23 protein-coding genes and 1 pseudogene are annotated in these 20,042 nt (G+C 51.8%); 14 read left to right on the plus strand and 10 right to left on the minus strand.

Annotation, left to right across the window (positions count from 1 at the left end; all coding sequences use genetic code 11):
- Positions 1-53: 53 nt before the first annotated feature.
- Together ABLV75_RS14520 and ABLV75_RS14525 are read right to left on the minus strand one after the other, a co-directional pair.
- Positions 54-725 (minus strand): molecular chaperone, encoded by a 672-nt coding sequence (locus tag ABLV75_RS14520; protein WP_016807754.1) that lies wholly within the window; start codon positions 723-725, stop codon positions 54-56.
- A 55-nt stretch (positions 726-780) separates the two neighbouring features.
- Positions 781-1,311, minus strand: a complete 531-nt coding sequence (locus ABLV75_RS14525) for a fimbrial protein (protein WP_024274079.1) — start codon at positions 1,309-1,311, stop codon at positions 781-783.
- A 417-nt stretch (positions 1,312-1,728) separates the two neighbouring features.
- On the opposite strand from ABLV75_RS14525, the gene ABLV75_RS14530 reads away from it, so the two are divergent.
- The 4 genes from ABLV75_RS14530 to ABLV75_RS14545 all read left to right on the plus strand — a co-directional run bounded on the left by ABLV75_RS14530 (position 1,729) and on the right by ABLV75_RS14545 (position 5,071).
- The gene (locus ABLV75_RS14530; protein ID WP_032734669.1) at positions 1,729-2,358 is read left to right on the plus strand and encodes a winged helix-turn-helix transcriptional regulator; all 630 of its coding nucleotides are present in this window, start codon (positions 1,729-1,731) and stop codon (positions 2,356-2,358) included.
- An 83-nt stretch (positions 2,359-2,441) separates the two neighbouring features.
- Positions 2,442-3,074 (plus strand): winged helix-turn-helix transcriptional regulator, encoded by a 633-nt coding sequence (locus tag ABLV75_RS14535; RefSeq protein WP_004101576.1) that lies wholly within the window; start codon positions 2,442-2,444, stop codon positions 3,072-3,074.
- A gap of 169 nt (positions 3,075-3,243) precedes the next feature.
- Entirely contained in the window at positions 3,244-3,990 is a 747-nt protein-coding gene (locus ABLV75_RS14540) for a DeoR/GlpR family DNA-binding transcription regulator (RefSeq protein WP_024274078.1), read from the plus strand.
- 13 nt (positions 3,991-4,003) lie between these two features.
- On the plus strand, positions 4,004-5,071 hold the full coding sequence (locus ABLV75_RS14545; RefSeq protein ID WP_017146018.1) for an oxidoreductase: 1,068 nt from the start codon (positions 4,004-4,006) through the stop codon (positions 5,069-5,071).
- Positions 5,072-5,234: 163 nt separating this feature from the next.
- Here ABLV75_RS14545 and umuC read toward each other — a convergent pair whose 3' ends face one another.
- Both umuC and umuD read right to left on the minus strand, forming a co-directional pair.
- On the minus strand, positions 5,235-6,500 hold the full coding sequence (umuC, locus tag ABLV75_RS14550; RefSeq protein WP_023320845.1) for a translesion error-prone DNA polymerase V subunit UmuC: 1,266 nt from the start codon (positions 6,498-6,500) through the stop codon (positions 5,235-5,237).
- Positions 6,500-6,922 carry a translesion error-prone DNA polymerase V autoproteolytic subunit gene (gene umuD / locus ABLV75_RS14555; protein ID WP_004101567.1) on the minus strand — a complete coding sequence of 141 codons (423 nt, stop codon included), beginning with the start codon at positions 6,920-6,922 and terminating at the stop codon, positions 6,500-6,502. Before umuD ends, umuC begins: the two co-directional genes overlap by 1 nt.
- A 284-nt stretch (positions 6,923-7,206) precedes the next feature.
- Here umuD and ABLV75_RS14560 point away from each other — a divergent pair, with 284 nt between their 5' ends.
- The 3 genes from ABLV75_RS14560 to ABLV75_RS14570 all read left to right on the plus strand — a co-directional run bounded on the left by ABLV75_RS14560 (position 7,207) and on the right by ABLV75_RS14570 (position 8,239).
- A complete protein-coding gene (locus tag ABLV75_RS14560) occupies positions 7,207-7,401 on the plus strand; it encodes a hypothetical protein (RefSeq protein WP_004101565.1) in 195 nt (64 codons plus the stop codon).
- A 154-nt stretch (positions 7,402-7,555) separates the two neighbouring features.
- Positions 7,556-7,747, plus strand: coding sequence for a hypothetical protein (locus tag ABLV75_RS14565; RefSeq protein WP_004112572.1), 192 nt, complete (start codon positions 7,556-7,558; stop codon positions 7,745-7,747).
- 177 nt (positions 7,748-7,924) lie between these two features.
- Positions 7,925-8,239 (plus strand): PTS cellobiose transporter subunit IIB, encoded by a 315-nt coding sequence (locus tag ABLV75_RS14570; RefSeq protein ID WP_324176565.1) that lies wholly within the window; start codon positions 7,925-7,927, stop codon positions 8,237-8,239.
- A 54-nt stretch (positions 8,240-8,293) separates the two neighbouring features.
- On the opposite strand, the gene ABLV75_RS14575 is transcribed toward ABLV75_RS14570, so the two are convergent.
- From ABLV75_RS14575 to ABLV75_RS14585, 3 genes are all read right to left on the minus strand, one after another.
- Complete coding sequence (locus tag ABLV75_RS14575; RefSeq protein WP_032704841.1) at positions 8,294-8,857, minus strand: DUF1440 domain-containing protein; 564 nt, start codon at positions 8,855-8,857, stop codon at positions 8,294-8,296.
- A 259-nt stretch (positions 8,858-9,116) separates the two neighbouring features.
- Positions 9,117-9,305, minus strand: a complete 189-nt coding sequence (locus ABLV75_RS14580) for a hypothetical protein (RefSeq protein ID WP_004101558.1) — start codon at positions 9,303-9,305, stop codon at positions 9,117-9,119.
- 667 nt (positions 9,306-9,972) lie between these two features.
- The gene (locus tag ABLV75_RS14585; protein ID WP_324176564.1) at positions 9,973-10,878 is read right to left on the minus strand and encodes a LysR family transcriptional regulator; all 906 of its coding nucleotides are present in this window, start codon (positions 10,876-10,878) and stop codon (positions 9,973-9,975) included.
- A gap of 137 nt (positions 10,879-11,015) precedes the next feature.
- Between ABLV75_RS14585 and ABLV75_RS14590 the strand changes: the two genes are divergently transcribed.
- Together ABLV75_RS14590 and ABLV75_RS14595 are read left to right on the plus strand one after the other, a co-directional pair.
- Positions 11,016-11,948, plus strand: coding sequence for an aromatic alcohol reductase (locus tag ABLV75_RS14590; RefSeq protein WP_348855004.1), 933 nt, complete (start codon positions 11,016-11,018; stop codon positions 11,946-11,948).
- Positions 11,944-12,054 (plus strand): annotated as a pseudogene (locus tag ABLV75_RS14595) (oxidoreductase); the annotation flags it as partial. The gene ABLV75_RS14590 and the pseudogene ABLV75_RS14595, both read left to right, overlap by 5 nt.
- A gap of 57 nt (positions 12,055-12,111) precedes the next feature.
- Here the strand turns inward: ABLV75_RS14595 and ABLV75_RS14600 are convergent.
- Positions 12,112-13,092: a nitronate monooxygenase gene (locus ABLV75_RS14600; RefSeq protein ID WP_265784519.1), complete on the minus strand. Its 981-nt coding sequence runs from the start codon at positions 13,090-13,092 to the stop codon at positions 12,112-12,114.
- 156 nt (positions 13,093-13,248) lie between these two features.
- On the opposite strand from ABLV75_RS14600, the gene ABLV75_RS14605 reads away from it, so the two are divergent.
- Positions 13,249-14,133, plus strand: a complete 885-nt coding sequence (locus ABLV75_RS14605) for a LysR family transcriptional regulator (protein ID WP_348855006.1) — start codon at positions 13,249-13,251, stop codon at positions 14,131-14,133.
- A gap of 131 nt (positions 14,134-14,264) precedes the next feature.
- Here ABLV75_RS14605 and ABLV75_RS14610 read toward each other — a convergent pair whose 3' ends face one another.
- Entirely contained in the window at positions 14,265-14,807 is a 543-nt protein-coding gene (locus ABLV75_RS14610; RefSeq protein WP_004101547.1) for a GNAT family N-acetyltransferase, read from the minus strand.
- Positions 14,808-15,010: 203 nt separating this feature from the next.
- A complete protein-coding gene (locus ABLV75_RS14615; RefSeq protein WP_004101545.1) occupies positions 15,011-15,895 on the minus strand; it encodes a LysR family transcriptional regulator in 885 nt (294 codons plus the stop codon).
- A 171-nt stretch (positions 15,896-16,066) separates the two neighbouring features.
- Between ABLV75_RS14615 and ABLV75_RS14620 the strand changes: the two genes are divergently transcribed.
- The 4 genes from ABLV75_RS14620 (at position 16,067) to ABLV75_RS14635 (ending at position 19,804) form a co-directional block, all read left to right on the plus strand.
- On the plus strand, positions 16,067-17,203 hold the full coding sequence (locus ABLV75_RS14620) for an alpha/beta hydrolase (RefSeq protein WP_016807767.1): 1,137 nt from the start codon (positions 16,067-16,069) through the stop codon (positions 17,201-17,203).
- 141 nt (positions 17,204-17,344) lie between these two features.
- Entirely contained in the window at positions 17,345-18,532 is a 1,188-nt protein-coding gene (locus ABLV75_RS14625) for an MFS transporter (RefSeq protein ID WP_182205014.1), read from the plus strand.
- 98 nt (positions 18,533-18,630) lie between these two features.
- Positions 18,631-18,975: a DUF1294 domain-containing protein gene (locus ABLV75_RS14630; RefSeq protein ID WP_016807654.1), complete on the plus strand. Its 345-nt coding sequence runs from the start codon at positions 18,631-18,633 to the stop codon at positions 18,973-18,975.
- A gap of 100 nt (positions 18,976-19,075) precedes the next feature.
- On the plus strand, positions 19,076-19,804 hold the full coding sequence (locus ABLV75_RS14635; RefSeq protein WP_049127904.1) for a MerR family transcriptional regulator: 729 nt from the start codon (positions 19,076-19,078) through the stop codon (positions 19,802-19,804).
- The last annotated feature ends 238 nt before the right edge of the window (positions 19,805-20,042 follow it).

The following is a 20,042-nucleotide window of genomic DNA, read 5'->3' on the forward strand; positions in this document are numbered from 1 at the left end:
TCCATTACGATAGTTTTTATTGTTATTCTGTCGCTATCGCCTTAATCCTTTGTTTACGGCATGACGTTATGTATTACCCCAATTCCGCCATAGTCATTAATGAGCTTAAATGCAACTGGCGTAGAGGTTCCGCCTGAGGGAATAGCGTATGAACGGGTTGCACCTGGCGCGACGAATGTCACATCGTCTATCTTTACTGTTCCCACTTTTATTTCATTAAAATTCATATAGTACGGAGTGGGATTGGTGACCTGAAGTCGATCGCCCGTTCGCTGCCATCTGAGTTTATCCGCCTGTTCTTCAGGACTACTTTGTTTCAGCGCCGCGGGACGATAAATCAGCTTTATTCGTGTTTTCACGGCCACCTGTAAAGTATTATCCCGAGGCGTCACCGACGGAATAGATTTAATGTTTAGCCAGTACATTGATTCGCGATCTTGAGATAACTGTCCGGCCAGAATAATACGCATCACGTTCTGCTGATTTTTATCCAGCCGATAAAGCGGCGGCGTAATAATAAAAGGGGCTTTATTCCCACCCGGTATTGAAGGTTCGACCCAGGACTGGATGAGATAAGCCAGGCCGTCGGGATTGGTCACGCTCAATGAAGCCTCTTTTTTATCACCCGCATAGATCACCCGCGTCCCGCCGATAATCACCCCCGCGTAAGATGTTGAAGTAAGGGTTAAAAGCGCCACCGTCGCCACTGCGGTAAAAAACTTCATTGCACACTCCAGCGATAATCAGGGCCGAGCAGTGGCCCTGATTAACGTTCAAAAATTAGTTGTAGTTAACGGTAAAGTTGGCAACCGCATTTGCCGGACCGGCAGTAACAACTGCCTGAGTCGCCTGATAAGAGGCATAAAAATCAAGATTGTTATCAGCCGTGGTGACCAACGGGTAGCTATAGCTATTGACCTGATTTAGCCCTTGCAAACTTTTATCCGCCGTCATCAGCTTAATGGCGACGCCGCTTGCCGCAGCCGGCCCTTGGGTAATAGCTAAAAGATCGCTATTGTTTAAGTCATTGGCACCATCAAATTTCACCTTCGCTGAGTTAACGCTCGCCGGGCAGTTAATCAGCTTAATCGTGAATTTAGTTGCGTCAGACTCATCTCCTGTACTCTGGAATGAGGAGCGCGCCACGCGGCCCAAATCGACCGTCATCGTATTATTACTGCCGATATCTACGGTGCAGGCCTGGTCAAGAATTTCACCGGTAAAGTTAATGGTGCCATCAGCAGCGTGAGCGCCTGCCGCCGACAGAGCGGCGCTGATAGCAAATGTCGCCATGATTATTTTATTATTCATTTTGATACTCCTTAATTAATTTACTCTCGTTCCGCGGATAAAAACATGGCATCAAATTCGCCCGTCATCATTTCGCAGACGTTCCATTGCTTCATCATTTGTTTAGACAATAAATTATCCTTCCGGAGGCAATGCACAAGAACATACTTGTATTAAAATCTGCATTCAGGCGATATTGCCCTGTACAAATAGTGATATTAAAAAACCAACCTCATTGCTCCTGATTTAAATTTTGATATAAACCCACCCATTATCTCAAGTGATTTTTCGGTGTAATTTTACACCGCCTGAGATATTCACTCTCCGCTAGCGGTTGGCTCATAATTTCACTCTCAGTTGAATCAGCACATTGATGCCAGGCTATTCTTTTGGAGATATAAAAACGTGTCTGATAGTATAAACACAGTGAAAACAAGTATGTATGGGGCTTTATCTTTCAAACCAACGTCGCATATTGAAAATCTTATTACTCACCTCAAGCCCGGGTCTAACATATTTGAAACACATCCCAGACAAAAAATTAACTACGAGAATGATAGTTCTCGTAAATGTTACTTACTGCTCTCCGGCAGTATTGCGCTTTTTCGCACCCGGGATGGTTTTATGATGAACTCAGAGTCCGCGCCTTACGTTTTTGGCCTAAGCAATCAGCTGGCCGCAGCCGACTATCTTTATATGCAAACGATGGGGCCTTCTCGTATCGCCAGCCTGTCTTTATTTACCGCCAATACCATTATTGCCGAAAAAGACCTGTGGGAAAGCCTCGCGCATTTACTTATTTATACTGCCGGACGCGTTTACGATCACTGTACCCGCATTTCCGCACCAAGCTCATACGCGATTATCCGTTCACAATTATATGAGCTGATGCAGGAGTCCGCTGAGATTCGGCAGAGCATTACTGCGGCAAACTATATCCAGTCGCGGACATTTCTCTCTCGCAGCAGCATTATGAAAATCCTTGCCGAACTAAAAAAAGGCAGTTATATCACCACCGAACGCGGGATTTTGTTGCAGATCAAACAGGGAATCCCGTTGAAATACTGAAAGTTACGCCAAACTTGTGTCCTGTTGCCCAACGACTATCTTCTGCTAGATTTAATGTCATGGCAGATTAAACAGAATGTTCTATGGCTGCGCGCGATCGTCATATCGATATCAAAGTACCGTCACCTCATCTGACGCCTCTGCTTGCCGCGATAACCCACGATGAGGATTACCGCCTATGGAAAAAAAGCAGCAAACTTTTTTTCCGCCGTGGATCGCAACCTTTATGCCACTTCGTGCGTAAAGGCAGTGTGCTGATCGTGCGCAATGAAGATGCCTTCTCCCTCGGCATTCTTTCCGCCCCGCTGGCGTTGGGTTTTACCGTTCCACTGTCGGAACACCTTCATTTGCGTACGATGGCTGAATCTGAAATCGCTACGCTTCCCTATGAACAGGTGATGGCGATAGTCGAAGAAAAGCAGATTTGGGACCTGGTTGCTAAACACGTTATGTTTGTGACAAATAAAATTTTCATTTATAACGAGATGCTGACGGCGCCCACCAGCTTTGATATTTTGCGTTATCAGTTGCTGATGCTGATTCAGGAACCCGACGAAATCCGCGCCAGTACAGCCGCCTATCAGTATATTCTTGACCGTACTCGGTTATCACGCAGCAGTATTATGAAAATGCTCGCCGAATTAAAAAAAGGTCACTATATCCAGCTGGAAAATGGCAAACTCCTGGCCATACACCACCTACCTACCCGATTTTAAATACCGCAGCCGTTACTCAGCCCGATCTGGACTACGCGAAGGATTATTATTCGCCGGGACAAAACGCGGCAGCTGCGTCGTTAGCGCCAGACCGCCAATGCTGCCGATTTCTTTTTGCGCAAAATGCTGTATTATGCGAGTTATTGCAGCATTTTGCGGGGTCATAATAGTGCATAAAACGGCCAGACAAAAATACCTCATTGATATCCTTAGTGAAAAAGGCCAGGTCACCATCAGCGAACTGGTTGATAAACTGCAGGTATCTGCGGATACGCTGCGCCGCGATCTTAGCGACCTTGAAAAACAGGGGCTTGCCCAGAAAAACCACGGCGGTGCTATCGCGCTTAATCTCTCGATAATGAATCGCCAGAACCGCAATACGCTGCTGGCGGATACCAAGCAGCGGATCGGGAAAATGGTGGCGGAGAAGATCCCCGGCGGATCGACGCTGTTTCTTGATGCGGGTAGCACCGTACTGGCCGTCGCCGCATGGATACAGGGCCCGATGACGGTCATCACCACCTCATTGGATATTGCACAACACTTCAGCGATCGCGCGGATATTGAGCTGATTTTACTGGGTGGAAAATGGGACCGACAGCAGCGCCTGTTTGCCGGAAGCGCGACGGTATCTCTGCTGGAACGCTATCGGGCGGATATCGCGATCCTCGGCGCCTGCGCACTCCACGCCGATCTCGGCCTTAGCGCCAGCCAGGAAGCGGATGCTGAAGTCAAGCGCGCCATGCTGGCGGCCAGCGCAGAACACTGGCTGGTCGCCGATCATCTGAAACTGAATCACTGCGAGCCCTGGCTGGTTGCCGGGCTCGCCGACATCCATCAGCTCTTTCTCGACCGGCCATGGAAAGAATTGCAGGACAACGGCTCAACACAACTTAATATCGCTGAGACTAAATAACGCGGAGATGCTTATGAGTAACGCTAAGACTATTAATATTGCCCTGATTGGCTACGGCTTCGTCGGCAAGACTTTCCATGCGCCGCTGATTCAGTCCGTCGAAGGCCTGAATCTGGCGATTGTCGCCTCGCGCGATGAAGAGAAAGTCAAACGCGACTTGCCGGACGTCACCGTCATCGCATCGCCTGAAGCGGCGATTCAGCATCCGGAAGTCGATCTGGTCGTCATCGCCTCGCCTAACGCGACGCACGCTCCCCTTGCCCGTCTGGCTTTAAATTCCGGTAAACATGTCGTCGTCGATAAACCGTTTACCCTGGATATGCAGGAGGCCCGCGAACTGATTGCGCTGGCGGAGGAAAAACAGCGGGTGCTGTCGGTGTTCCATAACCGTCGCTGGGATAGCGACTATCTGGGAGTGAAGCAGGTTATCGAACAAGGGCTTATCGGCAAAGTGAAACATTTTGAGTCCCATTTCGACCGATTCCGCCCGGAAGTACGTGTCCGCTGGCGGGAGCAGAACGTACCGGGAAGCGGCCTGTGGTTTGATTTAGGTCCGCACCTGATCGACCAGACGCTACAGCTATTCGGTCTGCCTCAGTCGGTCCAGGGAAATATCGCTACCCTGCGTGAAGGCGCGGAAATCAACGACTGGGCGCATGTGGTCCTCAACTATCCGCAACATAAAGTCGTTCTGCACTGCAGCATGCTGGTGGCAGGTGGGGTGGCGCGCTTTACCGTTCATGGCGATAAAGGCAGCGTCGTTAAACAGCGCGCTGATCGGCAGGAGAGCCAGCTGCTGGCGGGGGTGACGCCGGGGAGCCAGGAGTGGGGCCAAGACGACGATAGTCTGGTCCTGTACGATGCAGACCTGCAGTCACGTGAAATCAGCGCCCCGCAAGGGGATCAGCGCCAGTACTATATTCACGTCCGCGATGCGCTGACCGGCAAAATCAACAATCCGGTATCGCCGTTAGAGGCGCTGGCGGTAATGGCTGTGCTGGAAGCCGCGGTAAAATCGGCCGAGAGCGGAACGACGCAAACCTTAGCGCTGACCGCAGAGGAACTGGCGGGTCTGAAGTAAGCGCTGCGCTAGCTGTCTGATGGCGGATTCCCGGGTCGGTGCGCCTGCATCGGTTCCGGGAAAGTTCTCTTCGCTGGCTTCCGGCGTTACGCTGACCGGGGTATCCGAGAGGGCTTGTTGGCGACAGCGTGCGGCAGCGAATAAAGCGCCCGTTCATACTGGCTTACAGTTTGACCCGCAGCAGGTCGCTGAACCGGGTGGTGTAGGCTGGAGACAGCCTGTGCCGTTTCATCTCCCAACTACGCGTAATCCCCTGCCCGGCAAACCAGAGCCGACCTTTTTCACGCCGATTCACAAAATCAAGCACCTCCATCAGCTGTTCGCTGTTGGCGCGCGGGCGATAGTCATCAAACAGGCCTAACTGGGCCACGCCCCGGCTAAAGAAATCACCCAGCATCACACCGCACTTTTGATATCGGTGTCCCTCCCGCCAGATAGTCTCCAGGCATTTTACCGCTGCGGCAACGATATCCCGGCTATCCTGAGTCGGAATGTGAATTTCTGTCCCGGCATCGTTACCGTAATAGACGTCATTGCCGGCGAAAGGACTGGTTTTCAGGAATACCGAAACATAGCGGCAATACTGATGCTGCGCGCGCAGCCTTTCCGCCGCGCGTACCGCATGGCTGCATATGGCTTCGCGCATCGGCCCATATTCGCTTACCTTCTGACTGAATGAACGCGAACTAATGATTTGCTGTTTCGTGGGCATATACTCTTCAAGTTCAAGGCAGGACTCACCTCGTAGCTCACGCACGGTGCGTTCCATCACCACGCTGAAATGTTTTCTGATGAGGGAAGCGGGCATTTCGGCAAGTTCAAGGGCCGTGGTAATTCCCATATCATTCAGCTTTTTCGCCATGCGCCGCCCCACCCCCCAGATTTCGCCGACGGCAACCTTCGCCAACAGTTTCCTCTGCCTGGCTTGTAAAGAGAGATCGACAACACCCTCGAATTTTGGCCATCTTTTGGCCGCATAATTAGCCAGCTTGGCCAGCGTTTTCGTCGGCCCGATCCCGACCCCGACCGTCAATCCTGTACACTGCAGCAGCGTACTTCGCACGTGGCGCCCGAATGCTTCAAGCTCCTCAGTGCGATGGATGCCGCTGAGATTCACAAACGCTTCATCAATGGAATATTGATACACCGCGGGAGACAGCTCCTCAAGAAGGGTCATAACGCGCTGGGACATATCGCCATAAAGCGCATAGTTGCTGCTAAATACCGCCACCTGATGACGCTCAAACTGTGATTTCATTTTGAAATACGGCGCGCCCATCGGGATCTCCAGCAGTTTAGCCTCGTGATTCCTCGCGATTACGCAGCCGTCGTTATTGCTTAACACCACCACGGGGCGCCCACGTAAATCAGGACGAAAGACCATTTCACAGCTGGCATAAAATGAATTCACATCGACCAGGGCAAACATCAGCGCAGCCTGTTGATGCTGAAAGTGACTACGCCAAAAATCTCCAGCTCTTCACCGTCGTTGTGCAGCACAATCGGCGGAAAATCCGGATTCATCGGCAGCAGTTGCATCGTGGGGTGCGTACACAGGCGTTTAACCGTGTATTCGCCGCCGATAGCGGCAATGATGATATCACCATGCTTCGCCTTCAGGCCGCGATCCACCACCAGCAACGTACCTTCATAAATGCCGGCATCCACCATCGACATGCCGGTCGCCATAACAAAATAGGTTGCCGCAGGATGGCTGATACAAAGCTCATTGAGGTCTATCCCCTTCTCGATGTAATCCTGCGCCGGGCTGGGAAAGCCGCACGACACAAGGTCACTAAACATCGGAATCGACAAGATTTCACGCATTTCAGCCGGTTTATTGAACATCATAATAGATCCTCCCACATCAATACTGTGTTTATATACAGTATTAATTTTTCAGCCGAGTTTATCAAGCCGCCCGGCAAACATTGAGGCGAAAACATAAAAAGACGTAAAATTCTGCCTGAGACCATGACTGTCGCAGGCAGGCCACTCCCGGGCCTACGTATTCCAGATGGTTTTGCACTGCGCGCTGGAAATTTCCTCAATTTGGGAGGAGGATAGAATCCGTAGATGCGCTCTTTGTACATAACCTGCTGTTGTCCACCCGACATACTGAACTGGAGATTCATATGTATTACACGTTAGGAGATAAGACTCTCCACTTTTATCGTTATCAGTGCCGCTTTTATGTTGCCCACTGGGATGGCGGCCATGTGATGACGGAGAAGTTCAAGCCGTTTGTTGCTTCTATCACCGAGAAAACGGGCATTGATGCAAAGAACGTTGAGGCGGCGGCGCGGGACTACTTCAATAACGTTGATTGAGAATGTACTTAATACCATCGCTATCGGCTCAGCCATAGCGATGATTTCCGTGGGCAAACGGCAGAAGTTCAGGTAATAGTCATGTCACGGTAACGTAAAATAAAGGCTGTAAGCTAAACCCCGGATCCCACCAGCGCTAAAACGAGGTGAAGAGATGGCCATGTTAAAAGCCAGCAATCTGGAACAGGCAAAGCAGCTACTGCAGTCCGACGATACCGTTAAAATAGAACTGGATTTCGAGCTCGACTCCGATGAGTTCTTCAATTTTGCTATTGAATACTGTACACATGGAGCAAAGCTTACGCGAGTTGGCGATCGCTTCGTAATTTCACGGAAAATAAAGTAGTCTGCGCGTTAACCTCCTGCCATTCACAGCGTCACAGAGGCCGTCGATTGACGTATCTGTGATGCTCTCAGACACAAGAAATATCTGCATAAATTGCCGTGAAAAATTGATGCAGCGCGCATTTTCGATAATCAGAGAGGAATAAGGTAGCTACGGTTACTCACCGAGGGTTAAAACGTGAAAAAACTACTAATCTGCTGTCTGTTCGGCGAAACGGCAGGTATTATTGCCCGAAGGATGCAAATAATAGCTGATGACCGACAATGCGATCTCTTAATCAGCGCCGTTGGGGTTGAAAACTTCTTTAGCATCGCCCCCGCCTTTGATGGCGTTCTGATCGCGCCACATATTCAGTATAAAATTGCCGAATTTATTGCTGCGTTGCATTTACCTCAAGAAATTGCTGTTATTGAAAGCTTGCCCTACGCTACATTTGATGGCGAAAAGATCCTCAATTTCGCGCTGAATACAATGCCGCGTGCTCTGGTTTAGTCTGAAAGTCCTGGCCACAGGAACCCGTGGAAACACGGGTTCCTGCGGAGCCAATTATCTGAAGGGCGCATCCAGAGGCACTTCGGCGTCAGGCTGGTGAGTAATGCGGTTGCGAAGGTCGCGACGAATCATCTCAATCGCCCAGAACCAAAAAATATGCCCCACTAACTCCGAAATATACTCATCTGCAGGAATATTCAATAAGGAAGGCGTCAGGCCCAGTAACGGAAATGAGATCCAGTGAACGGCAATGGTAGCAACAATCCCTGCCCACGCCCCCTGCCATAATTTGACTTTCGGAAAGATTTCAGCAACAACGCAATATCCCACCGCAAACACCAGAGAGAATATAATATGCGTCACCATAACCGGATTAATGACATGCTCGGAAAAAGTATATACCGTATGCGTGGGGTCAATTCCCAGATAGTCGCGCAAGAAAAGATACGGCGGATTAAACTCATCCCTGCCACCGGAAAAGGTTCGAGGGGGTAAAGGAACTTCCGCACCCCATTTAACGAACGCAGACATAATCCCTGCAACCACCCCGACAAATAGCGCTACGCCATAACGGCGCCTTTCCGGTTGTGTCTGAATAAAAAACTCTTTAATCGCCATATTAATCACCATTAATCCATTACATTTATTTTTGTTATCTCATTTTTAATGGCATTACGGGCAGGCAACATTGATCAAGATCACACTTTTCCGGATGCCGGTGCTACCAGTTATGTACTGTAATTATGGCCATAATGCTTTCGCCTGCGAATCGTAAGCGATTTTTTTACACAAAAAAGCCGCCCGCAGGCAGCTTAGTGACAAAAGGGTGACAATATTGAATAATTTAAGATTAATGGCCCCTTTCAGGGCCGCCAGGTTACTTGCGTAACTCGAGCGATGCCGAGTTTCTGGCAATATGCGGGGCGATATTATCGAATGTAATCATTGCCGATTTACAAAAAATGCATTTCGCGCCAAACGGATTTTTTTCAGACACATCGTAAGTCGATGTTCTGTACTGTGACCCATGACAGCATGGGCACCTGAAATGAATGTGGTCAATCATGATGTTAGCCTCTTTTTGCTACAACATTCTCTACCGCAGGAACATTCACAGAAATCACCTTCCCGGCTTTCTGTTACAGCGTCAACGCGCTGCTCTGAATGGTTGAGAATAACAATGACTCATTGTCATTACTTCTGATAGATGCCTCTGAAGCTTAGTCCAGATTGAGCTCTATTACTGCACCAGCGATTTTTTAATGTTGTTGTTTGCTTAATTTGCCCTCAGGGCACGTAATGTTCGGTAAATTTCAATAAAAAGTTGCGTGCTTTCAGGATAGCGATATCTCTTTTGCACTTTTTCACGCTAAACGGCGGTACTAAAACTACCACTTTTGCTATCACCGTTCGCGTCAGCTTCTGAACTTGTCTACTCGGGCTTAGACCGTCATCGTTGTCGCAGGTTCAAAAAACTTAACACTATTGGCTTCACAGAATTAATTAATAACGAAAAGGAGACTCTAAAGAAGGATTATCGATGGATAACGCTTGAGATGAGAACTGCTTTACTACTCGTTTCATTACTGGATCTGTGGAGTAAATCAACCATCTATTGATCGCACAAAAGTAGTTTGATAGCAAGTTTTATTTTGCTCGCGTGGCGGAAGCAAGGTTACGGCGCTCACATAATCGCGGCTTAATGGCCCGGATATTAACGCACTGGATAGCGATCATTCGTCAGTGACCGCCTGCTGTAACAGCGCTTTGCTCCACGCATAGAAGACCCGTACCGAAGGAGGAAGGTATCTGTTTTGCGGATAAACCAGCGAAAGGGGCAAAGCGGAAGAGAAGTTCTCCAGACAGGAGACCAGCTCGCCGCTGCGCAGGTACGGCTTAGCCAGATAGCTGGCAACCCGAATGAGCCCAAGCCCTTGTATTCCTGCCTGAATGTAGGCATCCGTATCGTCGACGACCAGCGTCTCTTTCATGCGAAGGGCATAATCCCCCTCAGCAAGCAAAAAATGCCACTCGATACTCCGACCGGTACGGTGGTTCAGGTAGCCAACGGCGCGATGCTGTTCCAGTTGGTCAAGAGTTTCCGGCCGACCATGAGCGGCAATATAGTCTGGAGAAGCGAGAATCGCCCAGCGAAAGCTTGCAAGCTGTCGGGCAACCAAAGTGGTCGAATCGTCGATTCTGCCCGTTCGTATCGCGCAGTCATACCCTTCCTGAATAATATCTTCTACGTCATCGCTTGAACAAATCGTGATATCCAGACCGGGATACTGCTGCAGAAATTCCGGCAGCCCTGGGATAATACAATGTCGGGCAAGGGACTGCGGCATACCCACTTTAAAGCGTCCTCTGGGCTGCGCAAATCTACCGGGGAAAGAGGACTCCAGGGTGGCGATCTCAGCCAGAAGCCTTTTGCACTCTGTATAATAACTGTGGCCGTCTACCGTCACGCTAAGCTTACGGGTGGTACGCTGTAAAAGCTGAATTCCCAGGTATGCTTCAAGCTCTTTAATCACCCGCGATACCGTTGAGCGCGGCAGCCCCAGCACCTCAGCCGCTCTGGCGAACCCGTGTGAATCCACCACGCAAACATAGACCTGCATTGATTCCAGCTTATCCATTTTGCCCCTTCCCCCACGCGATTGTTCTATATTTGCGAACAGTTTAACCCAATGTTGAGTCCTTATCGAATGTAGCTGATCGACCTAAACTTCCGTAAACCCAATCGATAGTGTGATCTGATCAGTAAGGAGTCAGAATGAGAGAATCTCATATTAATGCAGGTGAAAAGGTATTAGTGCTGGGAGCGGGACAGTTGGGAGCAGCCGTACTCAGCTCATTAATCCCGGCGGTCAAGCGACAAAATGGTACCGTCGCGGCTATCGTGTCGCCAGGATCGTGGGGCGATCGGGGGGAGTTGCTTTCTGCTAGCCATCAACAACTGGCGGCGGCAGGGGCAGAATTTATTGCCTGCGACGTAGCCGCTGGTACGGTTGCATCGTTAACTGGCCCGTTTGCAGAGTTTGATACCGTCATCAACTGCATGGGCTTTATTGCTGGCACAGGAACCCAGATAAAGATTACCCGTGCGGTACTGGAGGCCGGAGTGAAGCGCTATTTTCCCTGGCAGTTTGGCGTAAATTACGATGTAGTCGGAAAAGGCAGCGGTCAACCCGTCTGGGACGAACAGTATGATGTCAGAACATTATTACGGGAACAAATCGCCACAGAATGGGTGATTATTTCGACCGGTATGTTTACCAGTTTCCTTTTCGAGCCTGCCTTCGACGTGGTGAATTTATCGCAAAATACGATTAATGCCCTCGGCAGTTGGGATACCCAGGTTACCGTAACAACACCCGCGGATATTGGCCGTCTGACCACCGCGATTTATTTGCAACAACCGCGGGTGAGAAATGAAGTTATCTTTATCGCCGGAGAAACCACTTCCTATAGAAAACTGGCGGACACCGTTGAGCGGGTAACTCAAAAATGCTTTTCAAAAAAGGTACTCACTTTGCCCACTCTACTGGAACAACTACGTTCAAACCCGGACGATGGAATGCTTCGCTATCGCGCAGCTTTTGCCAGGGGAGACGGTATGTGGTGGCCAATGAATAAAACGTGGAATGCACAAAATAATATACCTACCCAGGATATTGCCTCATGGCTCAAAAGTAGCATTTATTAAACACCACAGTCGTCCCAAAGAAGTCGCAACAATGGTCGCGGGGCTGGCAGGCCCGAAAGCCTCGTTAGGAGCCATGCAGACCATTGACGGCGCGTTTGGTGCGTGATGCCATGACGGGGTTTGGCATCCACGAGATCCCGTCATGATTTTGTTGCGTCGGTTTTCAGCCTACGGCTAACTCGTTCACAACACTGGCGGCGCTTTTGATGCTGCGGATAGTGCCGATCCCCGTACCGAGTGAGATATAGCCTTCATCAGCATTCCCCTCCAGCATGCCAATACGCAAGCCACGCAATCCCCCCATTGCTCTGCCGAGCTCTTCATGACTTGCGCCGGCCTTATCCATTGCGACCAAAGTTTCAGCGAGCCTGCCCGGCAGGGAGCGATAGTAGTGCGGCTGCGTGCGGAACAGCAGCAAATCAAGACCGTTGGCGGCAATAATTCTGTTTTTAATCGACAGCGGTACCCTGCTCTCTTCCGTTCCGATAAACACCGAACCGGCAAATACCCCTTCTGCGCCTAATGCGTGCGCCGCTCTGGCGGTGCGGTTATCAGTAATACCACCCGCAGCCATTAGCGGAATATTTTTCACCGCATCGGCAATCAGCGGCACGATTGAAAAAGTACCCAGCGCGGTGCCCGGCAAGGTTCCCCCTTCATCAAAACCGGTCGCGACAATGATATCGGCGCCGGCATCTTCAGCAAGACGAGTATTTTCAGGCGTTGGATTGATATCGCGATAAATAATAGCAATGCCCGCCTGTTTAAGTTCATTAAATAACGACGGTATGATCGCCCCTTCACCGTAGCCGGTATAAACCACAGCGCTGACGCCCTCTTCTTTAATTACCTGCAGAATGGGTGGAGTCCAGATGTCATTGTCTGGAGAGGGGATCAGGTTTACACCAAAAGGCTTTTCGGTCAGTTGCTTAGTTTTACGAATCTCTTCGCGCATTTTTTCAGCGGTTTCTTCGGGCGTTGATACCGCAGTCGCGGCGGTTAATCCGGCATTAGGGCCAAGTACGCCAAGTCCCCCGGCATTGCTGACTGCGGCGACTAGACGGGCATCGGTCAACCAGGAGAGAGGGCCCTGAATCACCGGTTTTTCAATATGCAGGATCTGGCAGATACGGTTAGTTTTCATAATGGATTATCCTTCGCAGTGGCGCTACGGCGCGGGTCGTTTTTGCTGGAAGGAGTGTATGACGTTAGATTATTTAGAAAAATAGCTAAAAAAGTTCATCACTATTATAAAATTGATAACAATATCTACTCTGGCATCAGGCAAAAGAATCCAGCCATGCAATTAAATCTCTTTGAATCTATAAGAATTTTTATTGAAATTGTCGAATCAGGCAGCTTTACTCAGGCAGCAGAAAACCTGCAAGTTCATCGCCCCGCCGTGACGAAAGCCTTACAGCTGCTTGAGCAGCACTGCGGTACGCGTTTGCTGCAGCGAACCACGCGTCGCATTAGCCTGACGCCTGACGGGGAAACGTTTTATCAACGGAGTAAACCTTTACTCTCCCAGGCGGATGAGCTGCTGGAGTCTTTTGGCGCCGATCGCGTACTGCGCGGCCAGCTGCGGGTTGATATGCCCATCGCTTTTGCAACTTTACTGGTTGTCCCCAGGCTTCCTGATTTTTATCGCCAGCATCCTGACCTCGAAATCATTCTTAGTAGCTCAGATCGCCGGAGAGATATGCTGCGCGATGGTCTTGACTGCCTGCTTCGCGTCGGGGAACTGGATGACGGAGACTATATCGCCCGTAAGCTGGGCAATATTAAAATGACGACCTGCGCCAGCCCGGCCTATATTGCCCGCTACGGCGCGCCGAACACGCTGGAGGATTTACAGCAGCATCAGGCGATCAACTGGATTAACAGCAACAGCCGACAAAGCATGCCGTGGACGTTTACCACGCCAGAAGGCCCCGTTGAAATGACGCTTCCCGGTAAGCTGGTCGTGGATAACTCAGAAACCTATTTATCTGCGGGGCTGGCAGGCCTGGGATTAGTCCAGGGGATGAACGTGTTTTTACAGCCTTATCTCGACCGGGGGCTGTTAGTGGAAGTCTTACCCGACAATCCTACCCCCGATCGCAAACTGTCACTTTTGTATCCGCACCGCCATCTTTCCCGCAAAGTTCGGGTGTTTACCGAATGGTTAGAGAGCTTATTGTGAAAAACAAATTTAATACCGTCCTCCTGGGTGAAATTAACAGGATTAATTCACAGCAGGACAGGCGTGCCGTCAGTAAACCTTCGCCAGGCCATAGGCTCTGCGTTGGCTGGCGGCGGCACGACAGCAGATACTCATTCCGGAAAGATTAATGCGTTCAGGACGTGATCCTGCCAGATACCATTAATTTTCAGATAAGAGTGCGCATAGCCCTCTTGCACAAAACCCAGACTTTTAAGGGTATTGCTGCTCCGCACGTTATCAGGCAGATGATTGGCCATGATCCTGTGTATCCCGTAATTCTCACGCACGTACCGAATCGCCTGCTCTAACGCTTCGCGCATCAGGCCCTTTCCCTGGCAGGCGCGATCGAGGGAAAAGCCCAGATAGCATGCCTGAAAAACGCCGAAGACAAAGTTAGTGAAGTTGATACTGCCGATGATTTGCGGTTCATTTTTGAGGGTGAAAACCAGCATCAGGCTACGTTTTTCGTCATACTCTCTGCGCGCGCTGCTGATTCTTTGCGCAATAGTGTCTAACGTAAAATAGTCGTCATTTCGCAAGGGTTCGAATGGCGCAAGGTGAGAACGGTTTTCCAGCAAATAATCCTGTAAATGCCGTGCATGGTCGGGCGCCAGTAAACAGATATCGGTGCGCTCCGTAGATAATAACTTCATCGCTTAGCCCTACTAACATGTTGGGCGATGATTATAGGAACTGGCGCAAAAATTAACAAATACAACCACAACATTTAACATTAAAAATACATACCCTTATTTCTCTAATAACTTCGCATTCGGCGCTGCGCCGGTCACTGACCGCCGCGGCCACCGCTCCTCTCCTCGTGCACGTCTCCCGTATCAGGCATCCTCGTACCTGCTCAAGTTCGCAATGTATCTATCACCGCCCGCAGCGCGGGGGAGACGTTGCGATGAGGATAATAGAGAAAAGAGCCTTCCAGCCGCTGGCTGTAACGCTGCAGGACTCTGATAAGCGCGCCCCGCTCCAGGTCGTCGGCGACCAGCTCCTGCGGAACATAGGCCAGGCCCAGTCCCAGGCGGGCGGCTTTCGCTTCCATATAGCTGTCGGCAAAAGCCCACTGCCCCTGAGGCCGGTGGGTAATTTTTTTACCCTGCTCATTCAGCTCCCAGGCGTAAAGGCTACCGTCGCCAAACTGGTAAGCGATACAGGGATGGACGACCAGATCCGCTGGCGTTTGCGGGAAACCGTAGCGGCGAAAATGCTCGGGCGTGCCGACAACGGCCATCTCCATATCGGGCGAAATGCGCACTGCGACCATGCCGCCGCCGACCTCCGGCCCAAGACGCACCCCGGCATCAAACCGCTCTGCAATAATATCGACAAACCGACTTTCGCTAATAAGTTCCAGCCGGATATCAGGATAGCGCTGCTTGAACACCGCCAGCTTCGGCAGAAGGACTTTATCAATCGCATGCTGGCTGGCGTTAATGCGGACGGTGCCGGAAGGCGTGTTGCGATAATACGCCAGAGTGGAAAGCCCCGAATCCAATGCATCAAAGCCCGCTTCTACCGTTCGATAGAGCTGCTCGCCGGCCTGGGTAAGTGAAAGTTTACGGGTCGTGCGCACCAGAAGCTGTACGCCGAGCCTTTCTTCAAGTTCGCGTACGGCGCGGCTGACGCCGGATTGCGCCAGCCCAAGCCGCTGCGCGGCGGCGGTAAAGCTCCCTTCCCGCACCACCAGCATGAACAGGTAAAGATCGTTATAGTTTTCCCGCCTCGCCATCATTCTCCCCGCTACCGTTTCGCTATTTATCACAATTTGATATGAATCTTAGCACTTTCCCCCCGCTAATCAGCACTCTGACTGCTAACTATAATCAGCGCACTGCAACAAAGCACAGCAGCGTTGTCCGTATGAAACCTGTATCAGGAACCTGTTTTAGGGGAAATATTGATGAAAGCGTTCACCAGAAAACTGACGGCCGTCATGCCAGCCATGCTGCTATGCGCATCATTAAGTGGAGTAACAACCATGAGCTATGCCGATACAACCAATCCGAACGCGCCCGTTTCGCTGATCGAAACCTGGGACAAAACCTTTACGAAAAGCGCGAAAGTCGATCACCGCAAGGTGACCTTCCAGAACCGCTACGGGATCACCCTGGTCGGCGATCTCTACATCCCTAAAGATCGCGGCGAGCGCAAGCTGGCGGCGATTGCCGTAAGCGGCCCCTTCGGCGCGGTGAAAGAGCAGTCCAGCGGGCTGTATGCCCAGACCCTGGCAGAACAGGGCTTTGTCACCCTCGCCTTCGATCCTTCGTACACGGGGGAAAGCGGCGGTCATCCGCGTAACGTCGCCTCGCCGGATATCAATACTGAGGATTTCAGCGCGGCGGTGGATTTTTTAGGATTGCAAAACGAAGTGGATCGCAACCGAATCGGCCTGCTCGGCATCTGCGGCTGGGGCGGCATGGCGCTGAACGATGCCGCGATGGATACCCGCGTCAAAGCGGTGGCCACCAGCGTTATGTACGATATGAGCCGCGCGATGGGCCACGGCGTTGGCGACGGTAAAGATCGTTATACCACCGCCGATCGCCGCGCCGTACTGCAATATCTGAACGCGCAGCGCTGGAAAGATGCGGAAAACGGTACCTTCGCACCGGGCGGACATGACATTTATGTCGATGAGAAAGGCAACGCCAGCGCGGGCGATCGTATCCTGCCGGAAACCCTGCCAGCCAACCCGAACCCGGTATTGAAAGAGTTCTTTGATTATTACCGCATGCCGCGCGGTTTCCACGCCCGCTCCGTCAACTCAACCGGCGCGTGGAACGCGACCATGCCGCTGTCGTTTATGAATATGCCGCTGCTGAGCTATGCCAATGAAGTCACCATCCCGACGCTGATCGTAACCGGTGAAAATGCCCACTCACGCTATTTTGCCGAAGACGCTTTCAAGGCTATCGGCAGTAAAGAGAAAGAGCTGGTCATTGTCCCCGGCGCGAACCATGTCGATCTGTATGATAATGCGGCCGGTAAAATCCCGTTTGCCAGATTTGAACAGTTCTTCAAAACCAGCCTGAGATAACGCCCCCGAGCCGCCCGTCTTTGCGGGCGGCTGACCCTCGCGCCCATGACTTTTCACCGCCTTTTTTGCCGCTATTCCATGCCAGGCGTCCTTTGCGGCAGGGCCTGAATCTGGCCGAAAAAATATCCAGAGATGTCCATCATGTCCATATTGAGTCGTAATACACCACACCCTCAACCCCCCGCCCACTGGGGCGGCGTCTTTGCCATGACGCTGTGCGTTTTTGTCCTTATCGCTTCCGAATTTCTGCCGGTCAGCCTGCTGACGCCGATTGCCAGAGAGTTAAATATCACCGAGGGGCTGGCAGGCCAGGGCATTGCGATTTCCGGCGCCCTGGCGGTGCTGACCAGCCTGACCATCTCTGACCTTGCCGGCAGTCTGAATCGTAAATATCTCCTGCTGGGGCTGACGGTGCTGATGGCGGCGTCGGGAATGATTGTTGCCCTCGCCCACAACTATGCGGTTTATATGGCGGGAAGAGCCCTGATTGGCGTCGTTATCGGTGGCTTCTGGTCCATGTCGGCGGCCACCGCTATCAGACTGGTGCCGGCGCACCAGGTTCCCCGTGCGCTGGCGATTTTCAACGGCGGTAACGCGCTGGCAACCGTCGTAGCGGCGCCGCTTGGCAGCTACCTGGGAGCCACCGTCGGCTGGCGCGGCGCTTTTTTCTGCCTCGTGCCGCTGGCGATAGCTGCATTCATCTGGCAGTGCGTCAGCCTGCCAGCGATGGAAAGCGCCACAGCGAGTCGGCCACGCGGTGCTTTGCTTCGTCTGTTCAGCCGCCCCATCGTCGCCATCGGCCTGCTGGCCTGCGGACTTTTCTTTATGGGCCAGTTTGCCTTATTTACCTACGTGCGGCCATTTTTGGAAACGGTAACCCATATCAGCACCTCAGGTCTGTCACTGATTCTGCTCGCTATCGGCGTCGCGGGTTTTATCGGCACTCTGTGCGTTTCGACGCTCCTCAACGCCCGGTTTTATCAGACCTTAATCACCCTCCCGTTGCTGATGGCGGCGATTGCCGCAACGCTGCTTCTGGTCGGCCACCACGTCTGGCCCGTTGCCGTACTGTTAAGCTTATGGGGAATGCTGGCGACGGCGGCGCCAACCGGCTGGTGGACCTGGATAGCGCGGACCCTGCCCAATGATGCCGAGGCGGGTGGCGGCCTGATGGTCGCCGTCATTCAGCTGTCGATCGCGCTGGGTTCAACTGCTGGAGGTTGGGCATTCGACCGCCTGGGGTGGCAAAGCGCGTTTGGCTTAAGCGGCATTTTGCTGCTTGCCGCGGTGGGTATGACTTTGCTCACCAGCCGTCAACCGGCGAAATAAGCTCACGGAATCCGATACGAGCAGCGGAGTTTTCTCGTCGCGGGTAATGCGTATAATGCGGCTTGCATTCACGCTGAAAAATAACCGCGGCTCATATTATGCATCTCAACCGGTGTTGCTGGCTGCTACTGATCTTCGCAGCGATCGGTAGCTTTTTTACCTCCTGGCCCTTTGCTGTCTGGCTGCTGCTGATTAACGTACTGACGCTGGTGATTTATGGCGTGGATAAAATGGCGGCGCGCAGGGCCTGGCGTAGAGTGCCCGAGGCCACTTTACTGACATTTGGCCTGTTGGGCGGCTGGGCTGGAGCCATAGCGGGCCAAAGGCTGTTCCGCCATAAAACGCAGAAGCAGCCGTTCAGGACCTGGTTCGTCATCAGTACGATGGTCAGCATCGCAGGGATGGCGGCGATTTATGGGTTGTATGCTTTTTCCGCTCACTGAGCGATGGCAACGCTGGCGGCGGGTAAACGGGGCAAGCCATTCAACCCGCCGCTATTCGTAGTATATTATTGAGAGTATTGTTGATTATCAGGTGTACCTTATGACCTACTCCATCGGTGAATTTGCGCAGCTTTGCGGCATTAACGCGACCACGCTTCGCGCCTGGCAGCGTCGCTACGGCCTCCTTAAGCCACAGCGTACCGATGGCGGCCATCGTCTGTACAGCGATGACGATATTCAGCAGGCGCTCAAAATTCTCGACTGGGTCAAAAAAGGGGTGCCGGTCAGCCAGGTCAAGCCCCTGCTGGCCCGTCCCGGCGCGCGACGGACAAATAACTGGCTCACCTTGCAGGAAAGCATGCTGCAGCGACTGAAAGAGGGAAAAATCGAATCACTGCGCCAGCTGATTTACGACGCCGGTCGTGAATATCCCCGCCCCGAGCTGGTCACCGAAGTGCTGCGCCCGCTGCGTAGCCAGGTTTCCGCCAATGTCCCGGCAATCATGACGCTGCGCGAAATCCTCGATGGCATCATTATCGCCTATACCTCCTTTTGCCTCGAAGGGGACAAAAAAGCGCCCGGCGATAACTATCTGATCACCGGCTGGCACCTGACGGACGCCTGCGAAATCTGGCTTGAAGCGCTCAAGCGCACCGGCAAGGGTCACCGCATCGACGTCCTTCCCACCCCTCCCGCAACCCTTGCACCGGAGATCCTGCCAGAACGCAAATGGCTGCTGGTGACGACCGGTAAACTCTCGCCTGCCCGGCAGAGGCAGATTGAACGCTGGCAGCAGCAGGTTGTCTCGCTGGAGATTATCGCGCTGTAATGGCATGCGCCACACCCCGTGGCGCAGCGAACAGGTCCCTCAGTATCGCCCCAACAAAAATCCCCCTTTGCTTTTTCGTGCAACTTTTTCGCACCCGCTCGCAGACGCCTCTTTTCTCGCTAACGCCTCCAGAACCACGCATCAAAGTTTCAATAATAACCACATGATAAATAACAACAATAAAAAATATTTTCACCAAAACTTGGACAAATATTATTAATTGTGTAAGTTTTAACTA

It is taken from the genome of Klebsiella sp. CN_Kp066 (assembly GCF_040065135.1).
Lineage (GTDB): Bacteria > Pseudomonadota > Gammaproteobacteria > Enterobacterales > Enterobacteriaceae > Klebsiella > Klebsiella oxytoca.

What these genes read in the sequence shown, in the direction of transcription:
- ABLV75_RS14615 (WP_004101545.1), bottom strand. Translation starts at nt 15,895, where the DNA reads ATGGCGAGGCGGGAAAACTATAACGATCTTTACCTGTTCATGCTGGTG.
- ABLV75_RS14530 (WP_032734669.1), top strand. Translation starts at nt 1,729, where the DNA reads ATGTATGGGGCTTTATCTTTCAAACCAACGTCGCATATTGAAAATCTT.
- ABLV75_RS14620 (WP_016807767.1), top strand. Translation starts at nt 16,067, where the DNA reads ATGAAAGCGTTCACCAGAAAACTGACGGCCGTCATGCCAGCCATGCTG.
- ABLV75_RS14535 (WP_004101576.1), top strand. Translation starts at nt 2,442, where the DNA reads ATGGCTGCGCGCGATCGTCATATCGATATCAAAGTACCGTCACCTCAT.
- ABLV75_RS14585 (WP_324176564.1), bottom strand. Translation starts at nt 10,878, where the DNA reads ATGGATAAGCTGGAATCAATGCAGGTCTATGTTTGCGTGGTGGATTCA.
- ABLV75_RS14560 (WP_004101565.1), top strand. Translation starts at nt 7,207, where the DNA reads ATGTATTACACGTTAGGAGATAAGACTCTCCACTTTTATCGTTATCAG.
- ABLV75_RS14520 (WP_016807754.1), bottom strand. Translation starts at nt 725, where the DNA reads ATGAAGTTTTTTACCGCAGTGGCGACGGTGGCGCTTTTAACCCTTACT.
- ABLV75_RS14580 (WP_004101558.1), bottom strand. Translation starts at nt 9,305, where the DNA reads ATGATTGACCACATTCATTTCAGGTGCCCATGCTGTCATGGGTCACAG.
- ABLV75_RS14605 (WP_348855006.1), top strand. Translation starts at nt 13,249, where the DNA reads ATGCAATTAAATCTCTTTGAATCTATAAGAATTTTTATTGAAATTGTC.
- ABLV75_RS14600 (WP_265784519.1), bottom strand. Translation starts at nt 13,092, where the DNA reads ATGAAAACTAACCGTATCTGCCAGATCCTGCATATTGAAAAACCGGTG.
- ABLV75_RS14525 (WP_024274079.1), bottom strand. Translation starts at nt 1,311, where the DNA reads ATGAATAATAAAATAATCATGGCGACATTTGCTATCAGCGCCGCTCTG.
- ABLV75_RS14565 (WP_004112572.1), top strand. Translation starts at nt 7,556, where the DNA reads ATGGCCATGTTAAAAGCCAGCAATCTGGAACAGGCAAAGCAGCTACTG.
- ABLV75_RS14610 (WP_004101547.1), bottom strand. Translation starts at nt 14,807, where the DNA reads ATGAAGTTATTATCTACGGAGCGCACCGATATCTGTTTACTGGCGCCC.
- umuC (WP_023320845.1), bottom strand. Translation starts at nt 6,500, where the DNA reads ATGTTTGCCCTGGTCGATGTGAATTCATTTTATGCCAGCTGTGAAATG.
- umuD (WP_004101567.1), bottom strand. Translation starts at nt 6,922, where the DNA reads ATGATGTTCAATAAACCGGCTGAAATGCGTGAAATCTTGTCGATTCCG.
- ABLV75_RS14590 (WP_348855004.1), top strand. Translation starts at nt 11,016, where the DNA reads ATGAGAGAATCTCATATTAATGCAGGTGAAAAGGTATTAGTGCTGGGA.
- ABLV75_RS14630 (WP_016807654.1), top strand. Translation starts at nt 18,631, where the DNA reads ATGCATCTCAACCGGTGTTGCTGGCTGCTACTGATCTTCGCAGCGATC.
- ABLV75_RS14635 (WP_049127904.1), top strand. Translation starts at nt 19,076, where the DNA reads ATGACCTACTCCATCGGTGAATTTGCGCAGCTTTGCGGCATTAACGCG.
- ABLV75_RS14625 (WP_182205014.1), top strand. Translation starts at nt 17,345, where the DNA reads ATGTCCATATTGAGTCGTAATACACCACACCCTCAACCCCCCGCCCAC.
- ABLV75_RS14575 (WP_032704841.1), bottom strand. Translation starts at nt 8,857, where the DNA reads ATGGCGATTAAAGAGTTTTTTATTCAGACACAACCGGAAAGGCGCCGT.
- ABLV75_RS14545 (WP_017146018.1), top strand. Translation starts at nt 4,004, where the DNA reads ATGAGTAACGCTAAGACTATTAATATTGCCCTGATTGGCTACGGCTTC.